Annotated in this window: 24 protein-coding genes; 10 read left to right on the top strand and 14 right to left on the bottom strand. The window is 46.6% G+C overall.

The window, feature by feature from the left end; genetic code table 11:
- Positions 1-1038 carry a phage integrase gene (locus ETEE_RS18730; protein WP_034165288.1) on the top strand — a complete coding sequence of 346 codons (1038 nt, stop codon included), beginning with the start codon at positions 1-3 and terminating at the stop codon, positions 1036-1038.
- A gap of 254 nt (positions 1039-1292) precedes the next feature.
- Here ETEE_RS18730 and ETEE_RS18725 read toward each other — a convergent pair whose 3' ends face one another.
- The 9 genes from ETEE_RS18725 to ETEE_RS18685 are packed head-to-tail and all read right to left on the bottom strand — an operon-like array spanning position 1293 to position 5515.
- Complete coding sequence (locus ETEE_RS18725) at positions 1293-2303, bottom strand: tyrosine-type recombinase/integrase (RefSeq protein ID WP_034165289.1); 1011 nt, start codon at positions 2301-2303, stop codon at positions 1293-1295.
- On the bottom strand, positions 2303-2560 hold the full coding sequence (locus ETEE_RS18720; protein ID WP_049703817.1) for a DUF4224 domain-containing protein: 258 nt from the start codon (positions 2558-2560) through the stop codon (positions 2303-2305). The genes ETEE_RS18725 and ETEE_RS18720 overlap by 1 nt, the downstream gene beginning before the upstream one ends.
- Positions 2557-3387 carry a hypothetical protein gene (locus ETEE_RS18715; RefSeq protein ID WP_034165290.1) on the bottom strand — a complete coding sequence of 277 codons (831 nt, stop codon included), beginning with the start codon at positions 3385-3387 and terminating at the stop codon, positions 2557-2559. Before ETEE_RS18715 ends, ETEE_RS18720 begins: the two co-directional genes overlap by 4 nt.
- Positions 3387-3722 (bottom strand): hypothetical protein, encoded by a 336-nt coding sequence (locus ETEE_RS18710; RefSeq protein WP_034165291.1) that lies wholly within the window; start codon positions 3720-3722, stop codon positions 3387-3389. The genes ETEE_RS18715 and ETEE_RS18710 overlap by 1 nt, the downstream gene beginning before the upstream one ends.
- A complete protein-coding gene (locus tag ETEE_RS18705; RefSeq protein WP_034165292.1) occupies positions 3715-4086 on the bottom strand; it encodes a hypothetical protein in 372 nt (123 codons plus the stop codon). The genes ETEE_RS18710 and ETEE_RS18705 overlap by 8 nt, the downstream gene beginning before the upstream one ends.
- The gene (locus ETEE_RS18700) at positions 4086-4676 is read right to left on the bottom strand and encodes a hypothetical protein (protein ID WP_034165293.1); all 591 of its coding nucleotides are present in this window, start codon (positions 4674-4676) and stop codon (positions 4086-4088) included. Before ETEE_RS18700 ends, ETEE_RS18705 begins: the two co-directional genes overlap by 1 nt.
- A gap of 3 nt (positions 4677-4679) precedes the next feature.
- Positions 4680-4868, bottom strand: a complete 189-nt coding sequence (locus ETEE_RS18695) for a hypothetical protein (RefSeq protein ID WP_034165294.1) — start codon at positions 4866-4868, stop codon at positions 4680-4682.
- 60 nt (positions 4869-4928) lie between these two features.
- Positions 4929-5318: an ead/Ea22-like family protein gene (locus ETEE_RS20935; protein WP_081926447.1), complete on the bottom strand. Its 390-nt coding sequence runs from the start codon at positions 5316-5318 to the stop codon at positions 4929-4931.
- On the bottom strand, positions 5315-5515 hold the full coding sequence (locus tag ETEE_RS18685; RefSeq protein WP_034165295.1) for a hypothetical protein: 201 nt from the start codon (positions 5513-5515) through the stop codon (positions 5315-5317). The genes ETEE_RS20935 and ETEE_RS18685 overlap by 4 nt, the downstream gene beginning before the upstream one ends.
- A 246-nt stretch (positions 5516-5761) precedes the next feature.
- On the opposite strand from ETEE_RS18685, the gene ETEE_RS18680 reads away from it, so the two are divergent.
- Both ETEE_RS18680 and ymfI read left to right on the top strand, forming a co-directional pair.
- A complete protein-coding gene (locus ETEE_RS18680; protein WP_034165296.1) occupies positions 5762-6232 on the top strand; it encodes a hypothetical protein in 471 nt (156 codons plus the stop codon).
- 149 nt (positions 6233-6381) lie between these two features.
- Positions 6382-6672, top strand: a complete 291-nt coding sequence (gene ymfI / locus ETEE_RS18675; protein ID WP_034165297.1) for a YmfI family phage protein — start codon at positions 6382-6384, stop codon at positions 6670-6672.
- On the opposite strand, the gene ETEE_RS18670 is transcribed toward ymfI, so the two are convergent.
- Complete coding sequence (locus tag ETEE_RS18670) at positions 6651-6938, bottom strand: hypothetical protein (RefSeq protein ID WP_034165298.1); 288 nt, start codon at positions 6936-6938, stop codon at positions 6651-6653. The genes ymfI and ETEE_RS18670 overlap by 22 nt on opposite strands.
- A 504-nt stretch (positions 6939-7442) precedes the next feature.
- On the opposite strand from ETEE_RS18670, the gene ETEE_RS18665 reads away from it, so the two are divergent.
- Complete coding sequence (locus ETEE_RS18665) at positions 7443-9116, top strand: P-loop ATPase, Sll1717 family (RefSeq protein WP_034165299.1); 1674 nt, start codon at positions 7443-7445, stop codon at positions 9114-9116.
- Positions 9117-9596: 480 nt separating this feature from the next.
- On the opposite strand, the gene ETEE_RS18660 is transcribed toward ETEE_RS18665, so the two are convergent.
- Both ETEE_RS18660 and ETEE_RS20565 read right to left on the bottom strand, forming a co-directional pair.
- On the bottom strand, positions 9597-12422 hold the full coding sequence (locus ETEE_RS18660) for a hypothetical protein (RefSeq protein ID WP_158407656.1): 2826 nt from the start codon (positions 12420-12422) through the stop codon (positions 9597-9599).
- A 926-nt stretch (positions 12423-13348) separates the two neighbouring features.
- On the bottom strand, positions 13349-13999 hold the full coding sequence (locus ETEE_RS20565; protein ID WP_071881937.1) for a LexA family protein: 651 nt from the start codon (positions 13997-13999) through the stop codon (positions 13349-13351).
- A gap of 90 nt (positions 14000-14089) precedes the next feature.
- On the opposite strand from ETEE_RS20565, the gene ETEE_RS18650 reads away from it, so the two are divergent.
- From ETEE_RS18650 to ETEE_RS22140, 3 genes are read left to right on the top strand one after another with little or no spacing between them, the layout of a single operon-like run.
- Positions 14090-14296: a Cro/CI family transcriptional regulator gene (locus ETEE_RS18650; RefSeq protein ID WP_034165301.1), complete on the top strand. Its 207-nt coding sequence runs from the start codon at positions 14090-14092 to the stop codon at positions 14294-14296.
- A gap of 19 nt (positions 14297-14315) precedes the next feature.
- A complete protein-coding gene (locus tag ETEE_RS18645) occupies positions 14316-14843 on the top strand; it encodes a YmfL family putative regulatory protein (protein WP_034165302.1) in 528 nt (175 codons plus the stop codon).
- A 5-nt stretch (positions 14844-14848) separates the two neighbouring features.
- A complete protein-coding gene (locus tag ETEE_RS22140) occupies positions 14849-15214 on the top strand; it encodes a DUF4222 domain-containing protein (RefSeq protein WP_227625195.1) in 366 nt (121 codons plus the stop codon).
- A gap of 46 nt (positions 15215-15260) precedes the next feature.
- Here ETEE_RS22140 and ETEE_RS20560 read toward each other — a convergent pair whose 3' ends face one another.
- Together ETEE_RS20560 and ETEE_RS18630 are read right to left on the bottom strand one after the other, a co-directional pair.
- Positions 15261-15545 carry a BrnA antitoxin family protein gene (locus ETEE_RS20560; protein WP_034165303.1) on the bottom strand — a complete coding sequence of 95 codons (285 nt, stop codon included), beginning with the start codon at positions 15543-15545 and terminating at the stop codon, positions 15261-15263.
- Entirely contained in the window at positions 15505-15777 is a 273-nt protein-coding gene (locus ETEE_RS18630) for a BrnT family toxin (protein ID WP_015461732.1), read from the bottom strand. Before ETEE_RS18630 ends, ETEE_RS20560 begins: the two co-directional genes overlap by 41 nt.
- On the opposite strand from ETEE_RS18630, the gene ETEE_RS18625 reads away from it, so the two are divergent.
- The 3 genes from ETEE_RS18625 to ETEE_RS18615 are packed head-to-tail and all read left to right on the top strand — an operon-like array spanning position 15757 to position 18414.
- Positions 15757-16647 (top strand): Rha family phage regulatory protein, encoded by an 891-nt coding sequence (locus ETEE_RS18625; protein WP_081926460.1) that lies wholly within the window; start codon positions 15757-15759, stop codon positions 16645-16647. The genes ETEE_RS18630 and ETEE_RS18625 overlap by 21 nt on opposite strands.
- A complete protein-coding gene (locus ETEE_RS18620) occupies positions 16640-17683 on the top strand; it encodes a helix-turn-helix domain-containing protein (protein ID WP_034165304.1) in 1044 nt (347 codons plus the stop codon). Before ETEE_RS18625 ends, ETEE_RS18620 begins: the two co-directional genes overlap by 8 nt.
- Entirely contained in the window at positions 17680-18414 is a 735-nt protein-coding gene (locus tag ETEE_RS18615; protein WP_034165305.1) for a replication protein P, read from the top strand. The genes ETEE_RS18620 and ETEE_RS18615 overlap by 4 nt, the downstream gene beginning before the upstream one ends.
- Positions 18415-18452: the final 38 nt, after the last annotated feature.

Raw genomic sequence — 18452 nt, 5'->3', positions numbered from 1 at the left:
ATGACAATCCGCAGATTGGCGTCAGGAAAATGGCTTTGCCAATGTTTCCCTTATGGGCGGGATGGCCAGCGTATCCGCCGGCAATTTACGACCAGGGGAGAGGCCCTTGCTTTTGAGCGTAGGATGAATCCGCAAGGAGTAAGTTTAGATATGGGTGAGTCAGCTACTCATCTATCGGATTTGATTCTGCGTTGGTATGAGTTACATGGAAGGATGCTGTCATCAGGCGCTGGGCGTAAGGGAAAATTGGATGCAATTTGTCGGCGGCTTGGCGATCCATTGGCCGGTGATTTTGATAAGGGTATGTTTGCCCGTTATCGGGAGCGGCGGCTGAACGGAGAGTGGAATCCCAAGGGGAAAAAGCGCCTGCAGGAGGCCACGGTTAACCGTGAACAGGCTTATCTGCATGCGGTATTTGCTGAACTGCGCAGGCTCGGTGAGTGGGAGGGGGGTAATCCTCTCGATGGCATTCGCCAGTTTCGCGAAGGGGATCAAGAGCTGGCTTTTTTATATGCCGATGAGATTACGCACTTGCTGGCTGCCTGCGATGTATCGAGTAAGACTGATTTGGGGGTTATCGTGCGGGTATGTCTGGCTACCGGAGCGCGCTGGAGCGAGGCGCAGTCGTTGCGCCAATCGCAGGTGTTACCTGGACGATTGACCTTTACCCATACCAAGAGCAAAAAGAATCGCACTGTACCAATTTCCGAACAATTGCAGGCCCTGCTGCCTACAAAGCAAGGAAGGTTGTTTATCCCCTGCTATGAAGCTTTCAAAGCCGCACTGGCGCGGGCAGGGCTTCACCTGCCGAAAGGACAGCGTACCCACGTATTGCGCCACACCTTTGCCAGCCATTTTATGATGCAGGGCGGCAATATTCTGGTACTGCAGCAGATATTGGGCCATAGCACGATTACGATGACAATGCGCTATGCACACTTTGCTCCCGATCACTTGGATGCGGCGTTAGCTTTGAACCCATTTGATAACTTAAAAAGTTTGAAAAAAAGCGGTAGTAGAAATGGCAGCAGAATTTAATAAAGAATCGATTTACACTGTTTTGCGTCAGTTAAAGGTTTTAAAAATCATATGATTATGATTTTTAAAAGGCTGGTTTAGTTTTTAAAATCCCTCGGCGTTCGCGCTGTGCGGGTTCAAGTCCCGCTCCGGGCACCATGACAAAATGGTATAAAAATCAAAACGATATGTTTTGTTATTAAGCCACCGCAAGGTGGTTTTTTTGTGTTTTCATCCCCCTTTCATAATATGTTTTCATAATATTATCCTTCCCATCACTGCCCATCCACCGTCGGAACGATCGGGATCCTTCGGTCATAACGAGCGGTTTGCTCCACGTTCTTGTGGCCAGAAATGGCCTGCTTCTCGTAGATGTTCCCCTTCAGGTCAGAGATCCCCTTAGCCTTCAGATCGTGAAAGGTGAAGTTAAAGTCCAACTTGGGGTATCGCTCTTTTGCTTCTTCCTTCGCTTTTCTCCAGCGGCTGTTAAAACCGTCGCGGGTATACTTATGCCCGGATGCCTGGTGGATCACGTAGAGGCTGCTCATCCCGGCATTGAGGGGGAGTGCCTTCGCCATCGTAATGGCAGCATTGAGCCGTTCGGACCATGCTTTTATCTGCGCTACGGCGGTTTTGCTCTGCTTAATCAGTATCCCTTCCGCAATAAGCTGGCTTTTTTTCATTTCCAGCACGTCGTTCTGGCGTGCGCAGCAGAGATAAGCCAGCTCCATCGCAACACGCACAACATCCGGAGCGACGCTATATAGCGCGTTGTACTCTTCGTGGGTGATATAGCGATCTCTCCCGGTTTCCTTGAACTGCTTGACGCCCTTAGTGGGGTTACCCTTCGCATAGCCGCGTTCGTATGCCCAGCGATAAACACGTGACATGAATGCCTTCTCCCTGTTTGCCTGCGTCCGGCTCTTTACCCCTCGCATATCCAGGTATTTGCGGACATGTTCGGGTTTAACGCTGTCGGGGGGCATTTTGCCGAAGACATCCAGAACCTTACGTGAATATTTCCGGTAGTCTTTTTGGGTCTCTGCCGCCAGTTCGAAGAAATCACCAGATTTAAAAAACCTATCAACCAGTCCGGCCAATGTTGTGGTGTCTGGTCTCTCGTTAATCAATGCTTCCCATGCAGCCCATACCTGGGCCTGTGTCGCCGTTTTATCGCATAAGCGGATATTTCCACCATTTATTGGATGAAACTCATAGGCGGATCGCCCCATATACACCCGGGGCGGCATCCAGGCATCATCTTTGTTTTTTCTTATCCTGGGCATCAGTCAAGCGCTCCAAAATCCGGCTCTGGAGTTGGGTTGGTATCCTGCATTCTTTGACGATGAGACAGTGGGTTATTGAAGTGCGCCCAGGTAGTTCGTGGGCGGCCATCTCGCCGAATAATGAAGAAAATGCCAGCTTCACGTAGGGTCTTGCATTGTTTGGATGGAATTTTATATCCGGTCAGCAATTCTATTGTCTTATCGGGGATGATGGCCTCATCCAAAGAGTATTGACTAGTCTGAATAGTGTTATTCATTTTGCTCCTCCTTTATCTGGAGAGTGCGAGTATTCGTTGATAATCCGCATTACTTCCTCTCCGATACCTTCTCGTAGGACCAGGGTGCGTCCATCTCCATCGATCTCTGCATCGCTGAGCAGCTCAACCAGCTGGCGCGATTTTGTCGCGCTAAACAGACTGCCGGTGACGCTGCGCGTGACCTTCTTTTTCCCCTGGGCTTTCGCCCGCTTCACGTCCTCCTGCAGTACATCCCCGGCGCGTTCCCCGTGTTCTTTGATGCGCTCAATAGCTACGTCCATAGCTACTTCTCCAGACTCGACCAGAGTCTGCACATCGCGATTTGCTGAGCATAGGAACAGCAGCTTATCGACATGAGTTCGGCTTCTGTTGATCTCGGCGGCGATCTCATCAGGCTTCAGATTTAAGGCGGCCAGATCTTTCACTACGAGGCTTTCCTCGTACTGATTCAGTTTGAGCTGGCCAGAGCCATTGTTGCTATTAATGATTCGCGCTGACCGTTTTACGTCATTTCCAATGAATGGGGTGATGGCGATCACGCTGATTGGTTTTCCCGCGTCACGGATGCGTAGGTAAGCATTCATACGGCGGTGACCCTCGACGACCCATACGCCGCCCTCATCACGCGGATATACTTCGAGAGGTGGTACAGTTCCTCCTGCCATCAGGAACTGAAATAGTTTCTCGTCTGCCTTGTGCTTGCGCTCATTCTCAATGCGTCTGTTAAAACCCTCTTTAACGTGGATATCATCCATATTGATGAACATCCCGCTGTCGCGGCGCTTGATAGTGCCATTTTTAATCATTTGCTTGAATGAGTTAGCCATTAACGCACCTCCTGGCTATTTTTTCTGCGTTGAAAAGCAAGCTCATAACGAGCGTCAATTGGATCTTCATCTTCATAATCACAATTGACGCTATCAGCCATAGCTACACAGCATGCGTTACAACAGCGGTATGTCATGATCTCACCGTCAAATTTATGAACGGCATAGCGATGCCGCTCACCAATAGCGATTTCTCCAGCGCAGATAAAGCAGGAATATACGCCGCGACCTTTAACTATTTTATTAGACAGAGATACATCATCGGCACCGCCGAAATCTCCGGCAAAAAGCTCGAAACTCAATGCCGCATCTTGGTCAAGCTCTCGCTCAGTCATCGCTGGCCTCCTGCTGTGGTGGTGCTGCCAACGGGTGGCAGTAGTGTTCACCGTTAGGACGGCTACTGCGACACCCACAACGCGGGCACGGCTCTGGCAGTTCGGCGGAGGTATCCTCACCAGTGAGGGGGGCAGCCTGGAGCATTGCCGCGCGGCAGGCGTTCCAGGCGCCCGCATACACTATGGCGTCTCCGATCGTAATCTCTGGGCTTATCCTGCACACATCCTCCCAATGCAGTTCCGGTGGAACCACCGGCTCAGCCTCCAGTGACGCCAGCGCGATGCGCGCCATATCTTTGCTTTCCCCGTGCTTCAGGAAGCCATCTTCTACAATCTCCTGTAGGCGCTCTTTTGTGAGTTTCATTATTCATCACCCAGCAATTCAGAATAATTAATAAACTCACCAAAACACTGCAACTCAGCGCCAGCCATGAAATAACCCAATGCCTCGCTGCGTTCTGAATCGCTTTTGAAGGTGTTCAGCGGATAGCGCTCATAAAATTTGTTAATCAGGTGCGCCATTTTCAGTTCAGGTGCTGGCTGGTTTCCCATCTTGGCTCGTTCCTGCCATGCTAACCAGGCAGCGTTTTTCGCACCAACTCCTGCAATTGGAAGGTTGTCTTCGTTATTCCACGCGTCGAACAATGCTCGCTCATCTATAACTGCTGGCACTGGCGGGGCGATGTAGAGTGGCGCTACCGGCAGCCCGGAGCGCTCTGCTTCAAACAGCCATGCATCAATAGGATTTAGTGAGTTTTCTATTGGTGAACCGCCTGATTGGTACATCAGCGCCTTTGCCCGCAAAAACAAATCATGGATAGAATTGCCGCTTGCTGCAGACGCCAGCGCGATGCGGGCCATATCTTTTATAATTGCTACATCGGCATGACCAAGCGTGTATCCTGCCTTCAAATCGGAAACAGCCAGCGCCTGCTCTTTGGTAATAGTGGCCATGGGTTAGTCCTCCGAGCTTATTTCTACTGAAACTTTCATTTTCCAGGCAGTAACTTCAAAACCAGTGACTTCGGCATTAATCATGTATTCAGCAATAATTATTGACAGAAGTTTCAGATTCATATCGGTATTATCTCCATTTATTTCTTCGATGACCGACATTACTGCTTCCATATGATCTCTAATTTTCATCTCACTCCCCCTTACTGGCGCCAGCAGCGCTGGCCGTAATTTGTTCTCCGATTTCGCGCATCAAACCTCCTTCACGCCAATACCGGCGGCGCGTAGCGCTACTTTTGTTTCAATGCCGTGTGCATTCCAGCCGTTCACGTAACCGTCATCGTACTCGCTCTCGCCGTAGCGGAATCGCTCAGGTGGCAAAGTAACAGTCCGCGCCTCCAGCTCCGCGATGCGCTTCTCTGCGGCGTCCAGTTCATCCAGCAACGCTAGAATGGCGGAGGGGTTAGCTGCGGCGATATAACGAGCATTGGCTTGATTATCTGGCCCTGAGCTATGCGCTATGTAGTAATTGCCATTCAACCCAGCATCAGCAATGACGCCATCGTGGTCATCTGAACACCATTCACCTTGGTTTGCGTTCTCTGCATATGTGCGCAGCGCCTGTTTGTCTACCTGGCTCATGCTGACGCCTCCTCATCCCATACAGCGAATGCGCTGTCATCATCACAATCAATTTCGCCTTTCTTACCGCACTCAGAGCAGACGACACCATCGCCGGCATACAGAAAGTCACTGGTGCCGAGTTCAGTGGTAACGTCAAGTTCATCGCTGTCACAGGCTGGGCAATATCCAGCCCATTTAATTCTTAATACCTTCATCTCACACTCCCTTTATTTCTTGATTGCTCGCTGCGTATAAGCGGGGGTAGTATTTTATTTAAGCCGGATTCTTACCCGTGTCCGGCGCACGAACTCCATCACCACATGGAGGTTCTCCATTAACTCCACCCAATGGAGGGTAAAATGCGTATTAATCAATTTGGTGGTACAGAACGTCCAAGACCTGACGGACAAGTGCCGTACAGGCCGACGCCTGCGCCAAAGCCGAAAAAATAGAGGTGTCAAATGACCCGGGATGAATTGCTTTTTAGTATTCGATATTCATTTTATATAGAAAAAATGCATGCGATCTTATACGCCAGATTGGATCGCCTGCTAACGTTTGTTCAAATTACGCTCGGGTCAGCAATATTTGCCACCTATGGTAGCGCTCCTCTTTTTGGTGCCGTTATTGCCGTGATATCTATCGCCAGTTTTGTATGGCAACCGGGTAAAACGGCTATGCTACATGAGATTCAAGCGAAACAAATGAAGGCGCTGATAACGATGCCGGATAGCGTCTCAGACGCTGATCTTCATGCTGCTTACGTTAAAGTGGAAGAGGGCGATAACCCAACGCTTGGGATGTTACGAGACCCTGCTTATAAAAGGGCGCTTATCTCTCTTGGCCGTTCATCAGAGTCTGCGGCTATTAAGCTGAATATGTCAGAGAAGGTCGCAGCCTGGTTTTCAGGTGACCTTCCAAAAGATGAATGATTTGCTACGTTGATGATTAAAGAGAAAAGCGTCCGATAGGGCGCTTTTTTGTTGCTAAAAACTATCTACGCGTGTGCCTGTCTTTTCACCACTTCAGGCTCGGTGGTATGCTAGTTGCTCTCACACAGCTAGCAAGGAAGGAAAAACGTATGAAGCAAATTTATGTTCATGTTCAACTTTTCCAGGCGACATCTGAGCAGGCCATTAAATTCAAAGAAATCATGAGGAGCTTTGGTTTCGTTGACTCAATCCAAGACAAAGATGAAAAACTACAACTTCCACCTAATGGTTATATTGGTAAATCACGTCTTAGCTGTCAGGGGGTAGTAGATCAAACTTTTTCTATCGCTAATACAGCAGGTGTCAATGCTCATATCTTTGCCTGTGAGTTCGAACGTTTTTCAGAACTTCTTCCAGGTTACGGGCTTGTTAATTGGTGATTATGGATAATATCCTGTAATTTATTAATTTCCATTCGTAGAGCTTTAACCATCGTCTCATGATACACTCTGTTGATTCCGTCGCATTTCAGCGGGGTGATTTCAGATTTTTTCGAGGTGTATTCAGCATCAGCACTTACTGGCTGAACTGCTTTTTGCGCCAAGTATATGCGGGCTTCCGTACCTGCATTGGGTTCAACTTTCTGTAGGTATTTAGCGTCCTCAAGAAGAAGGGCGATAACGTGCATCAATTCATCATTACTCATAAATCCTCCGTTTACCATCCATATATAATGGTTTATAGTTCTGCGAATAGAACTTAATTCCTTATTTCGAACTACTGCAAATTCTTCAATGGTTGCCGACTCATCGAACTCTCCATCACTCTACATATCCAGCTGCGGTCTGTGGCTCACCGCCATGACGCCCGTAATGACAGTGCAGACCGCAGGTGGGTATGATTATTATTCTTATCAATAATAATAACCTCCCTTATTGTTATTCGTATTAATTCTTACCAGTATGAGATGGAATTATCCAAAGACTTGGCATTGTATTAAATAGCTGGTTTGTTAAGCATGTCTGTAAAAGTGAGCCAAAAGTATGCGTATTAGCTTTTTACCTTAAATAATGCTATGTAAATGGTGAAGTTTTGCATAGGTAGAGATGACTGAGGTCATAAAACTAAGGCATAACTCACAAAAAAGTAACAGCAGATATGTCATCTTATTATTTTGATAAAATATTCATGGCTATCCATAAGGCACTAAATGGCTAATAATCCTATTACGATCAGACAAAATCTTAAAATCGGTGAGTTGGATGCAGAATCTGACACTCTTTTATTGGAGAGTTGTTTTGTTGATAGTGGATATTTGAATAAGTTACTTGATCCTTTTGATAACTCTTCAATAGTTAGAGGGCGAACAGGTGCAGGAAAAAGTGCGTTACTGCATATGGTTATGAATCGCGCATACAAATGCAGGCAACTTGATCCTAATGATATTTCCATACGTTTTTTGGAACAGTCTGACATTATTGCTTTTTTTGAAGCGTTAAACGTAAATCTCGATATGTTCTATAAGGTGTTGTGGCGCCATATACTTATTATGGAGTTGCTTAAGTTACGGCACGATATAAAAAGTGAGTCAGATACAAATAATTTTTTTTCTGGGATATTGAATCGACTAAAGAAAGATGAAATAAAACGAAAGGCTCTTGAATATTTTATGGAATGGGGTGATAAATTTTGGATCGATACAGATGCTCATTTAAGAGAAATTACATTAAAACTAGAGCGTGATACTAAAGCATCTATTGGTGCTGAATATAGTAGTATAGCGCTCAATGCTGAATATGCAAAAAAGTTAACTGAAGAACAAATACTCGATGTAAAAAAGCGAGCGACCGAAGTAGTAAGTAGTCTTCAGATACAAAAACTTAATGAGATACTATCTCTCTTAGCTGAGTACTCATTCGACGATCCCCAGAAAAAATATGTTATTATAATTGATCAATTGGATGAAAATTGGGCAGAGAATGAAACGCGTTATAAGTTCATCAGAGCATTAATTGAAGAAATAAAGGTCTTCCGTAAAATAAAAAATATAAAGATTATAGTTGCATTAAGGCTCGATCTACTCCGTTCGGTATTTAATCTGACTCGTAGCTCAGGCTTTCAGGAGGAGAAGTATGAATCATATATTCTCGATATAAAATGGACATCGGAGCAGCTTACGGAGTTGGTTCAAAAAAGAGTTAGTGAAGTTTATAGAAAACAGTACACGCGCGATAATGTAAAAATATATGATATTTTTCCGAAACCTAAGGGAGGGCCATCAGGATTAACTGCTATTGAGTATATAACTGAACGAACCCTACTAAGGCCTAGAGATATACTTCAGTATGTAAATGAATGCTTTAGCGTAGCTCTTAATCGCGAGCGTATTTCTTGGGATTCTATTCAAAAAGCTGAGTCAGTATATTCTCTAAAACGTTTACGATCTCTCAAAGAGGAGTGGGGAGATATCTATCCATCATTTGAAGAATCAGTTGAATTATTAAGGAATCTTCCTGATAAATTTTCACGAGCAATTATTCCCAGAGCGAGCATAGATTCTGTAATAAGTGAATTGTCAATACAAGGAACTAAAGATCCTTGTGCTATCATTGCAAATAAAATGCTTAATGGTGAAAGCAGAGAATCTGATGTGATTAATGAACTTCTTCTATGTCTTTATAATCTTGGTATAGTTGGTTTCAAAGTCAGCAGTCTTACACCATATAAATGGTCATCCAGAGACAGTACCCCTGCCACAAAGAATGAAATTAAGCGTGCAAGCGGTATGAAAATACATAAGATGCTTCACTCTGCACTTGATATAAGAATGAATACAGATACTCGATTTGTAAAAGATAAAGATGAGCTGGAGGGGGATTATTAGAGTAATTGATCTTTTATCCATAACTGCTCGCTAATAATAGATAATGCGTGTATCAACTATATTGATGGTTTTATTAAAAGAGGCCTTTCTATGGCCTCTTTTGCATATAGCTAATTGCGATTCATAAATTTTATATTAAAATAACTTCGAATAATATTCTAAGTTATTTTGTTATTATGAGCTTATTTCTCTTTATAACCCCTTTCCTCTCACTCTTAGTGGATATCTACGCTCCCCTATACAGCGCCACCTGAGCCAAACAGCAGTTATTCCAACTGGGTTGTGGTTGTTGACGTTTGCCGGCGCGCAGTACGATCACATCTACTCGATGCGACTCGCGCTTGCTGGTGATTTCTGCCCGGTTTAGGGCAGGGCGGTGCGCTAATTTTAAACCTAGCGCATGATCGATACGCGACTCGATCAGCTCGCTGAGTGGTTCTTCTCTGCAGCTGGCTCAGGTCTCTCGTTCAGCAATAATTATCAGAGATGTTCGAATCTAGCAACCGCAGAACCTTTTATTTCCATTTCCTGTTTCCAGCAGGTAGTTACTATACCTTCAAGTGGATTTTCGTCACTACTCTGCCAGGATGAATTGAAAAGTGTGTTATCAGAATCGCTAAAGAAGTAAATGTCACCGAAAATACTATTCCGGATAAGTAGGGAATGATTTTCGTTTTGCCTCCAGACTTGATATATATCGCAATTATTGACTCTGATCGGCATCAAGTCTCTTACGTTTGATATTGTGTTAAGTGTAATCCCTAGCTCAGAATGTCTATTCTCGTGATGAGTTAGCTCACGTAGTGTCTGTCCAAAGTAGGTTCCGAATAAGATCAACGTATAATTGTCTTCATCCGATGTTATCTCCCGTAAATTTTTTAGAAGTTCCTCTACATCGTGGACTATTTCTGTGCGGGAAGAGGATAAGTGTAACAGGCGATGGTACACGTTGTGAAGCATGTGTTTTTCTACATTAGAAATCGATGTTAGATCTTCGAAAAAATTGCTATTGATGTCTCTGGAGATAATGTTTTTAGGAATTTCAGTGCATATGCATTTAGTTTCCCATTGTTTGGTACTGTCCTCAGAAGTCCTGAAGGAAAAATGAGAAAGAAGAGTATTCTGAGTAAGTGTTTGAGGCAATTCTTGGGTAAGAGTGAGGTCGGTTTTTTTCAGACGTGCGGTATCAATGTCAGCGTTGAGAAGATCTGTATATAGACTTTGATTAAAAGCCTGAATATACGCATCCAGAGTTTCATTAAAGAAATTTATTTTATTTTTAAACTCTTCTTTAGACATTAAGTATCCACGTGAAGATGTTTCTTTATCGCGCTTCATTCGTTCTAGTTGAAAGATGATTCGCTCCTTTCTATGGTACGAAAAGATATTATCATTCAGTGCATTTAATACTCTTCTACTGACTGGATGAGGGCTGGATGATAGATAAAATGCGATATCTGTATAACCTTCGTATATATTGCTTACATCCTCATAGATTCCCATGTGGATACGTCCAGATATCATCTTTGTTTCATTGTATGCAGAAAATTTTTCAACTAAATCTGATAGTTTTTCGTACCAATAACCTTTATGAGTATCCTGTTGATATCCAAGTCTGATAATACTGTCAATAATATCTGTGGCAGAAGTAAATGTGGCAGTCATCTGATCATTTGCTCCTGTCGGATAAACAAGTTCAGATTTAAGTAATCGCTTTATTACTTCTTTCAGACGAATATTATTCCTCTGCTTAACATGAGAGATAATATATCCAGCTGTCAGTAGTCGTATGTCTGCTAGAGCATTGGAAAAAATAATTGATTGCGCCGCCTCATAAGAATATGGGTATCCCCTGAGTATAGATAACCATTCTTGACTATCGGGTGTCATAGTTAAATATGACGGTGTTAGGAAAAAACTGTGCCAACGATACTCTTCAAAATGCTGCTCAAAACGATTCTGGCTGAACCAAAGCAACAGCATGTCTGAGCTATGATCTGAGGCAAAGCGATCGTCTGCCATTATAGCAGTCATGGCTATCTGAGCAGTCTGGTTAAGATGATATAAGAGGTGCTCCGAGTAATCATCCAATCTATCTTCTGACTTGTCATTAGGACGTCGCCACATGTACCAACTTTCCCATTCCCCGATTAAACATCGAATAAGCTCCCTATAGCGTTGTTCTTGACTTATTGATAGATTATCTCCATAACCAGATCTCCAGTTGATGAGTGCATGCCATAAATAGAAGAGAGACTGAATACACTGTTGAAATTCATTAATTTTAACACAATCCAATTCACGATAAATAGAAAATGGAACATCAATTATTTTTCGGAAATACTCTCCTGTTGTTTCTAGTGACTTTACAGCTTCATGGTTGAATGCGTAAAAATCATGGTGGAAAGATTGGCTAAACGTAACAAGTGATCCTGAATCATTATATTTATCCAAATAGTTCATGCTATTACACTGAAAACTTTTCTTTAGCGTTGTATAGGTTTCAATCAGTCTGTCGGTTGCTGCGATGAAGGTGCTAATATTCCTGTCGCTCAAAGCATCATACGCTTCACCATAGAAGTCACGGGTAATATTTCTATACGCCTTTCGGTTTTCTTTAGGTCCCTTGATAAAACAAATTTTGAATAGAAAAGTCCAGTATCTAGGAATGATTACATCCGAAGATGCAAGTAACGTAATTTTATTTTTGTTATGTTTTAAGGAGGAGGTTATGATTATTTTACCAGTTTTCCCTTTGACAGGTTTTAATCTGCGAAATAAAAGATTTACCAGCCATAGTTTTACATCTCTGATTTCTTTATCTTCATGAAGATTATGATGTATTAGATGCATGTTAGAATCATACCGGTTAACGATCTCTATTCCTTTGATATGTTGTTTGTCGATATGTATACTAAGATAATTGATCGATGAATCTATCTGTGAACGGATGATATAATTACTCACAATCTCTGACTGAAAATATTTAAGCATCAGGCGATCACGTTTTTTATCATCTAATATATTAAGGCTTGTGATAAAGAACCATATTGACAGTGAAATATTGAAAAGCATCCATACTAATGCCGTAATGGCAAAGGCTACATCAAGATATTTGTCCCCTATAGACGAGACCATCCCTCCAATTAGTATAAATGCGGCTAATGACAATCCGCTAAGCCCAGCAAACATATAGCCTGAATGCAATTGGTAGGCTGATTGTATATGTATCCTGGATGATTTTTTCTGGAAAAGAACACTGATTAGGCCAACAACAAGCGGAAATACGATACCAATGATTGTCAACTGGCCACCAAGGAGGCTAGACATCCATGTCGGCAACGTAGTGACCCCTTTCAGATGGGTGCTGGCAACTGAATGAAATTGTGAGCGAAATAGTTCAGCTATCAGTAGTGAGCAACCTGCTGCAGTCCAGAGAATGAGCATTGCTTTTAAGTAGTGAGTGGAGCAGTAAACCTGTATTCTTTCAGGCAGATTCCAGCAATGTTTTCTATAGATCGCGTTGTTTTTTAAGTTTTTTTGATATCAGCCTTGATTTTATCTGAGAGGCTCTTAATGAGTAAGCCAAACATAATTTTCCTAATCTTTTTAGTTAATTGTCAATTATACGTCATGTTTTTTAGTTTTTCATTGAAATATCATTATGTAGATCACAGATGATCTATCTGAAGCTCATCCCATGACTTTTAATGAGCTGAACTGTAAAAAATTACCAAGAATAATCCTCTATGAGTTGGTTTGCCTTGTGTATTCGTATTACTTACGATCTTTCCTACCACGGCTCAATTTTTAGATTTAGTAATAAATAGATGCTATTAACATAAAAGTTGAGTATCCATGGCTAGGTTTACTGGCAGATTGCACTCATCATTGTCCGCTGCTGGCCAGGGATGCCATAGCACCGTGATGCCTGGGGATGCCTGGGAACTGAGTTATGCGAATCTCTTCGCTCAACGCCGAGTGCATTGTTTTGATTGTTAAAGAGCGGAGCGTCCGATAGGGCGCTTTTTGCTGCAAGCGAACGTTTTCCTACGATGTTGCGGGTATGACATTGGTTTGAAACTTTGTGCTATGGCTGATGAAGAGAGTTTAAACAATAAAACAAAATGGTCAATGATTTTGTTTAAATATTTAAACATTTTTTCTATGGATATGAAAAAAACCGGCATGTGCCGGTTTGATGTTTGAGGATGGAGGATGGATGGGTGTGGTTAGATCAGGCTTTGCTCAACTCTAACGCAGACACCGACGATCTCACACATGCTGTCTAGTTGGATTGGTTTGTAGTTGGGATTAAGAGGCATTAAGTAGATATTTGGCCCATCTATCGATAGTTTTTTCACTGTCGCTTCATTTGTGCTTTTCAGCCTAGCAACGACGATGCGCCCATTTACCAGGTCAGCTTCAGGGTCAACTATAACAATAGATCCCTCTGGTAACGACACTCCGGAACCAGGGTTAGACATTGAATCACCGACCACGCGAAGAGAGAATGCGTAAGGTGATACTTTTGCTGTAGTTTCAACCCACTCCGTTAAATCATCAAAGTGATGTTCTACTATTTCTTTCCAGTTACCTGCTTGAACTTGAGACAGAAGGGGAACCCGGCGGCAAACATCTGGCCCAGGTATTGCGTTGCCACTGACTTCCTCAATGTGGCCTCCTTCTAGGAGCCATCGCTCAGATACTCCGAGAACTCCGGCAAGCGGAGACATGTACTTCGAAGATGGTTCCGTCCCACCGTTAACCCACTGGCTAACAGTACCTTTTGATGCGCCTGTTGCATCAGTTAAATCTTTGTTTTTCAGCTTTAGAGTGCGCATTCGCAGGCTTATGCGGTCACTCATACTCTCTTTCTTCATGTTTAAAAACTTAAACCAAAATGAGTTTAATTTCTTGACCTTATTTTGTTTGAAAGATTAAACTGCATCTATCTGAGCGAGGAGGGTCACATGCATAAAAATGACGTCATTGCTTACTTCGGCAATGGCACAAAAACCGCTAGAGCGCTAGGCATCTCCAAATCAACAGTCAGCCTATGGGATGTGGTGATTCCTTGGAAATATGCACTGCTAGTCGAGAAGGTTACCAAGGGCGGCATCAAGTACGACGCGGCCTTGTACCAGAAGAATAATACAGCCGGTTGTAATCACCAGTAACTACCGAGAGGGAAAGACGATGGTAGACATCAAGACGACGATCAAAGCGATATGTCGGACGTACCCGGGAGGGCAGAAGGCGATGGCCGTACAGCTTGGCATGACCTATGACGCGTTCCGCAACCACCTTGATCAGAAGTGCGCCAGCCGGTTCTTCACATTGGCAGAGATAGAGCGGATGGAGGATGTCTCCGGGACGTCACTGCTGGCTGAATACCACGCCGCGCGCCGGGGGAAATTACTGGTTGATATCCCCGTTCTGGAGCAGATCGACAACGTGGAGCTGTACGAACAAAGCATGCGGGAGTTGGTCGCCGATGGTGAGCTGGCGAAAGCCAAAGTGGAGGCTGCTGCAGACGGTGTGATTTGTGGCGCTGAACAGCAGGCGTTAATGACGCTGTTCTGGCGGAAGATGCGCCATCACGCGTGTGGGTTTTTTGCCTTCATGGCCCTGAATGGTGCCGCAATTGCTGATGACTCAGCGGTGTGGGTGGCGCACCGGGAATGCCGTCCCAGTGCGCCTGCGCATAACTCGTGTGGAGATTAAGACGCATGGACATTCTAAGCCCAAACCGCCCTCGGGCGCAATTTCGGTGCCGGATCGCCGGTGGCCGTCTGAGCTATGAGCAAATCGTAGCGGGGCAGGGGACACCTGGCAACAACCAACCGCGCCGGGGATTGGTAGTCAGCCGCGAGGCGGTGGGTATCGCCTGGGGGGCGTTTTACGGGAGGGGGATCATGGCTAAGTATCCGCGAGTCGGCCATCTGTACCAAGACGTGTATGGGCATACCGTGCGTGTGGTTGCGACGTGCGCAGAGAGGCAACAGGTTACCTATCTGCGAACTGAACCGGGCTGTGGCTGGCTGATTAACGCGGCCTTGGTTGTGTTCAACGCCTATTTCAGGAGGCTAGCGTGAGCATTGATCAACGATTAATCGCCCACAGGCGGGTGGGTAGGTACGATCAGATTTTGACATCCGCCGGGTTGTGCTGCGTTAACCAGTCTTTGAGGGCGGCATCCATGCGAGTTTGCCATCCACGTCCGGTTGAGCGGAATGCGGCGATGACCTCCGGGGAGTACCGGATAGTGGCGGATTGTTTGGTTGGTTTATCGGACGATGGTCTTCCGCGCCGAACACGTTTTTTGCCGTCATACAGGTCTGCACCGGCAAAGAACGCCTCATCCAGCTCTGGCGCATCATCCGGATCAACCCAGGTACTTTTCAAATCTTTTAATTTCTCGCTCATTGGCTTTCCTCATAGAGATAATGCGCCGCCCGTTACCGCGTGGCGTCCAGACCATGACGACAATTCTGGCATCCAGTTTCCCTACGGTGATTTTTCTGATCTCCCCATAGTCCTGGCGGCAGTCTTCGGCGGTGAAGTGCATCCCCGCGAAGATTTCACTGGCTCTGGCAAAATCAATGCCGCGTTCCAGCAGCGTTTTCTCCCGCTTGTTCTGGTCATATTCAATTTTCATACAATTAGTGTAGTTACATTAAATCGGAAGTCAAATGTTGATTCTTTAAATTGCGGGCGCTACACTGGAAAAGCAACGGCAAAATCCGTTGCCGGGATTGGCGTCCCGGAATTCGTAAGAGCGCACAACCGCGCTGTAGCGGTTTTTTTGTGTGCGATGCACGGCTACATCCAGATTATGGTGGGCCGGGCAGGGGCATCGAAAGATGCGCCGGGTTCTCTTGCGACCGGTTACGCCAACCCTGTTCGGTTCACCACCAGTCAGATTGGCGTCTGCGGTGGTGACATATCACTTTCGCAAGAGGCTGCCATCATGGCTACGATCCCCGTCCTCGATCACCCTGAAATCACCGTTATCAACGGTCAGGTCGTGACTTCCTCTGTCGCTATTGCTGACTATTTCCTTAAGCGTCACGATGACGTTCTAAAGAAAATCCGCACCCTCGAGTGTTCCCCCGGTTTTCATGCCCGCAATTTTGCGGAGATGTTTATCGATGTGACCGTGGGTAATGGCGCCGTTCGCCGAACCCCTGCCTACCAAATCACTCGCGATGGTTTCGCGTTCCTGGCTATGGGCTTTACCGGCAAGCGGGCGGCCCGGTTCAAAGAAGCCTACATCACCGCCTTTAACCAGATGGAAAGGGTCCTAAACGACGTACCAACGCTACCAGGCCCCGCACACAATGCGCACGCTGTATATCTCTACATGACAGAGATCCACCGGGTGTGGATGGCTCACCTGTACCCCATGCTGGTGGCTTCCCAGTCCCCCTTGGCTCACCGCCTGCATGACTACATCAACGATGGTCTTTTCGCCTCAGCGCTTGTCGATCGTTCGCTGAACAGCAACAAGGAGGTATGCGATGAGTAGCAAATTGCATGGTCTGGTATGGGAAGGGTGTGCCCATGCTGGTCTGATCCTTTCCCGCGTGGCTGTGATGGCTCGGTTAGCGGATTACAGCAACGATGAGGGGCTGTCGTGGCCGGCGGTGGAGACTATCCAGCGTCAGATAGGTGCCAGGAGCAAGACTACAGTCTCAGCGGCGATAGATGAGCTGGCGCGTGATGGCTGGCTGACTAAGACTGCTCGTAAGTCTGGTGGGCGTGATCTGAGCAATGTTTACCAGATCAATGTCGATAAGCTGGAGGAGGCGGCAGCGGCGGCCCGCATGGCCAACAAGTTCAAAAAGCGGGGTGGGCGCGTTACCCCCCCAATGATTGACCCCTCAAATATTGACCCCCCAACGGTTGAGGGGTTAACGGTTGACCCCCCAAATATTGACCCCCCAACGGTTGAGGGGTTAACGGTTGACCCCCCAAATATTGACCCCCCAATCGTTGAGGGGTCAACCATTGGTAAAAACACCCCCGTTAAGGGGTCAATGGTTGACCCCGATCCGTCAGTTAAAACAGATCCGTCAGTAAAAAGATCTTCTTGTCCGGACGCTGCGCAACCGGACGAGTCTGACCGCGATCATGATTTTTTGTCTCGTCATCCAGAGGCGGTGGTGTTCAGTGCCAAAAAGCGCCTGTGGGGCAGGCAGGAGGATCTGACCTGCGCCGAATGGATATGGGGGCGCATCCTTCGACTGCACGAACAAGCCGCTGAATACGATGGGGAGATGGTTAGGCCCAAGGCCCCCAATTGGATAGCTTGGGCTAACGAGGTGCGCCTGATGTGCGAGCTGGATGGGCGCACTCACCGGCAGATTTGCGAGCTGTTTGGCCGAGTAAACCGTGATCCGTTCTGGTGCCGCAATGTCCTGAGCCCGGCGAAGTTGCGTGAGAAATGGGATGAGCTGGTGATCCGCCTGGGGGCACCGGAAGCGGGTGTTCAGGATCGCTCACTGAAAACCCTGCTGGGAGCGGAGTGGAACACGGCGCAGGGATGGGAGGACGTGCTATGAAAAATCTGGTTTCTGCCGTACAGCGCCGGGATGCCGCCGCACTGTCCCGCATGGCTGGTCAGCCCCTGCAGGCGCGAGTGGTGAACGGCAACGCTGAAAAGCTGGTGGATGTGCTGTTTGAAAATCTGCTGCTGCTGTTCCCGGCGGCGCGCAATACGGTGTTTGGCGCGCCGGATGAGGTGGCGGCGATGAAGCGCCAGTGGATTACAGCATTCGCCGAAGGGGGGATTACGACGCTGGAGCAGGTGAGGGCCGGTGTCAGCATGGCCCGCCAACACGGCGGGGATTTCTGGCCTTCCTGCGGGCGCTTCATGGCGTGGTGCCGTGAGGGAGCGCGGGGGGCGGGTGGATTGCCCTCTGACGATGAGGTGCTGGCTGAGTTCCACCGCTATGCCCGCGATAAACACCGTTTTGCCACGCCGGAGGCGTTCGACTGGGCACACCCGGTGATGTACTGGGTGGTGCTGGATGTACGCCAACTGATGTACCGGTACAACTACACCGAGGCCGAGGTGCTGCGGGCGATCAAGGCGCAGATGAAGCAGTGGGCCAAGGACATAGCGTCCGGAAAAGTGATCCCACAGCCGGTAGTCCGAATTGCCGATTGCCGCAGGCCCAAGACGGCGGCGGAGCTGGCAGGGAACGCGGAGCATTACCAATCGGTCGGGGTCGCTGCGTTGGCAGCTATCCGCCAGAAAATGCGAGGGAATCCAGGGGAGGGAGCGGTATGAGCAGAGAGAATTCGGCTATGGCCGATGCACATTGCCGG

The sequence above is a fragment of the Edwardsiella anguillarum ET080813 genome (assembly GCF_000264765.2).
Taxonomy (GTDB): Bacteria; Pseudomonadota; Gammaproteobacteria; order Enterobacterales; family Enterobacteriaceae; genus Edwardsiella; species Edwardsiella anguillarum.
This window is presented reverse-complemented; position numbering and strand designations above follow the sequence as displayed.

What these genes read in the sequence shown, in the direction of transcription:
- ETEE_RS18730 (WP_034165288.1), top strand. Translation starts at nt 1, where the DNA reads ATGACAATCCGCAGATTGGCGTCAGGAAAATGGCTTTGCCAATGTTTC.
- ETEE_RS18725 (WP_034165289.1), bottom strand. Translation starts at nt 2,303, where the DNA reads ATGCCCAGGATAAGAAAAAACAAAGATGATGCCTGGATGCCGCCCCGG.
- ETEE_RS18720 (WP_049703817.1), bottom strand. Translation starts at nt 2,560, where the DNA reads ATGAATAACACTATTCAGACTAGTCAATACTCTTTGGATGAGGCCATC.
- ETEE_RS18715 (WP_034165290.1), bottom strand. Translation starts at nt 3,387, where the DNA reads ATGGCTAACTCATTCAAGCAAATGATTAAAAATGGCACTATCAAGCGC.
- ETEE_RS18710 (WP_034165291.1), bottom strand. Translation starts at nt 3,722, where the DNA reads ATGACTGAGCGAGAGCTTGACCAAGATGCGGCATTGAGTTTCGAGCTT.
- ETEE_RS18705 (WP_034165292.1), bottom strand. Translation starts at nt 4,086, where the DNA reads ATGAAACTCACAAAAGAGCGCCTACAGGAGATTGTAGAAGATGGCTTC.
- ETEE_RS18700 (WP_034165293.1), bottom strand. Translation starts at nt 4,676, where the DNA reads ATGGCCACTATTACCAAAGAGCAGGCGCTGGCTGTTTCCGATTTGAAG.
- ETEE_RS18695 (WP_034165294.1), bottom strand. Translation starts at nt 4,868, where the DNA reads ATGAAAATTAGAGATCATATGGAAGCAGTAATGTCGGTCATCGAAGAA.
- ETEE_RS20935 (WP_081926447.1), bottom strand. Translation starts at nt 5,318, where the DNA reads ATGAGCCAGGTAGACAAACAGGCGCTGCGCACATATGCAGAGAACGCA.
- ETEE_RS18685 (WP_034165295.1), bottom strand. Translation starts at nt 5,515, where the DNA reads ATGAAGGTATTAAGAATTAAATGGGCTGGATATTGCCCAGCCTGTGAC.
- ETEE_RS18680 (WP_034165296.1), top strand. Translation starts at nt 5,762, where the DNA reads ATGACCCGGGATGAATTGCTTTTTAGTATTCGATATTCATTTTATATA.
- ymfI (WP_034165297.1), top strand. Translation starts at nt 6,382, where the DNA reads ATGAAGCAAATTTATGTTCATGTTCAACTTTTCCAGGCGACATCTGAG.
- ETEE_RS18670 (WP_034165298.1), bottom strand. Translation starts at nt 6,938, where the DNA reads ATGAGTAATGATGAATTGATGCACGTTATCGCCCTTCTTCTTGAGGAC.
- ETEE_RS18665 (WP_034165299.1), top strand. Translation starts at nt 7,443, where the DNA reads ATGGCTAATAATCCTATTACGATCAGACAAAATCTTAAAATCGGTGAG.
- ETEE_RS20565 (WP_071881937.1), bottom strand. Translation starts at nt 13,999, where the DNA reads ATGAAGAAAGAGAGTATGAGTGACCGCATAAGCCTGCGAATGCGCACT.
- ETEE_RS18650 (WP_034165301.1), top strand. Translation starts at nt 14,090, where the DNA reads ATGCATAAAAATGACGTCATTGCTTACTTCGGCAATGGCACAAAAACC.
- ETEE_RS18645 (WP_034165302.1), top strand. Translation starts at nt 14,316, where the DNA reads ATGGTAGACATCAAGACGACGATCAAAGCGATATGTCGGACGTACCCG.
- ETEE_RS22140 (WP_227625195.1), top strand. Translation starts at nt 14,849, where the DNA reads ATGGACATTCTAAGCCCAAACCGCCCTCGGGCGCAATTTCGGTGCCGG.
- ETEE_RS20560 (WP_034165303.1), bottom strand. Translation starts at nt 15,545, where the DNA reads ATGAGCGAGAAATTAAAAGATTTGAAAAGTACCTGGGTTGATCCGGAT.
- ETEE_RS18630 (WP_015461732.1), bottom strand. Translation starts at nt 15,777, where the DNA reads ATGAAAATTGAATATGACCAGAACAAGCGGGAGAAAACGCTGCTGGAA.
- ETEE_RS18620 (WP_034165304.1), top strand. Translation starts at nt 16,640, where the DNA reads ATGAGTAGCAAATTGCATGGTCTGGTATGGGAAGGGTGTGCCCATGCT.
- ETEE_RS18615 (WP_034165305.1), top strand. Translation starts at nt 17,680, where the DNA reads ATGAAAAATCTGGTTTCTGCCGTACAGCGCCGGGATGCCGCCGCACTG.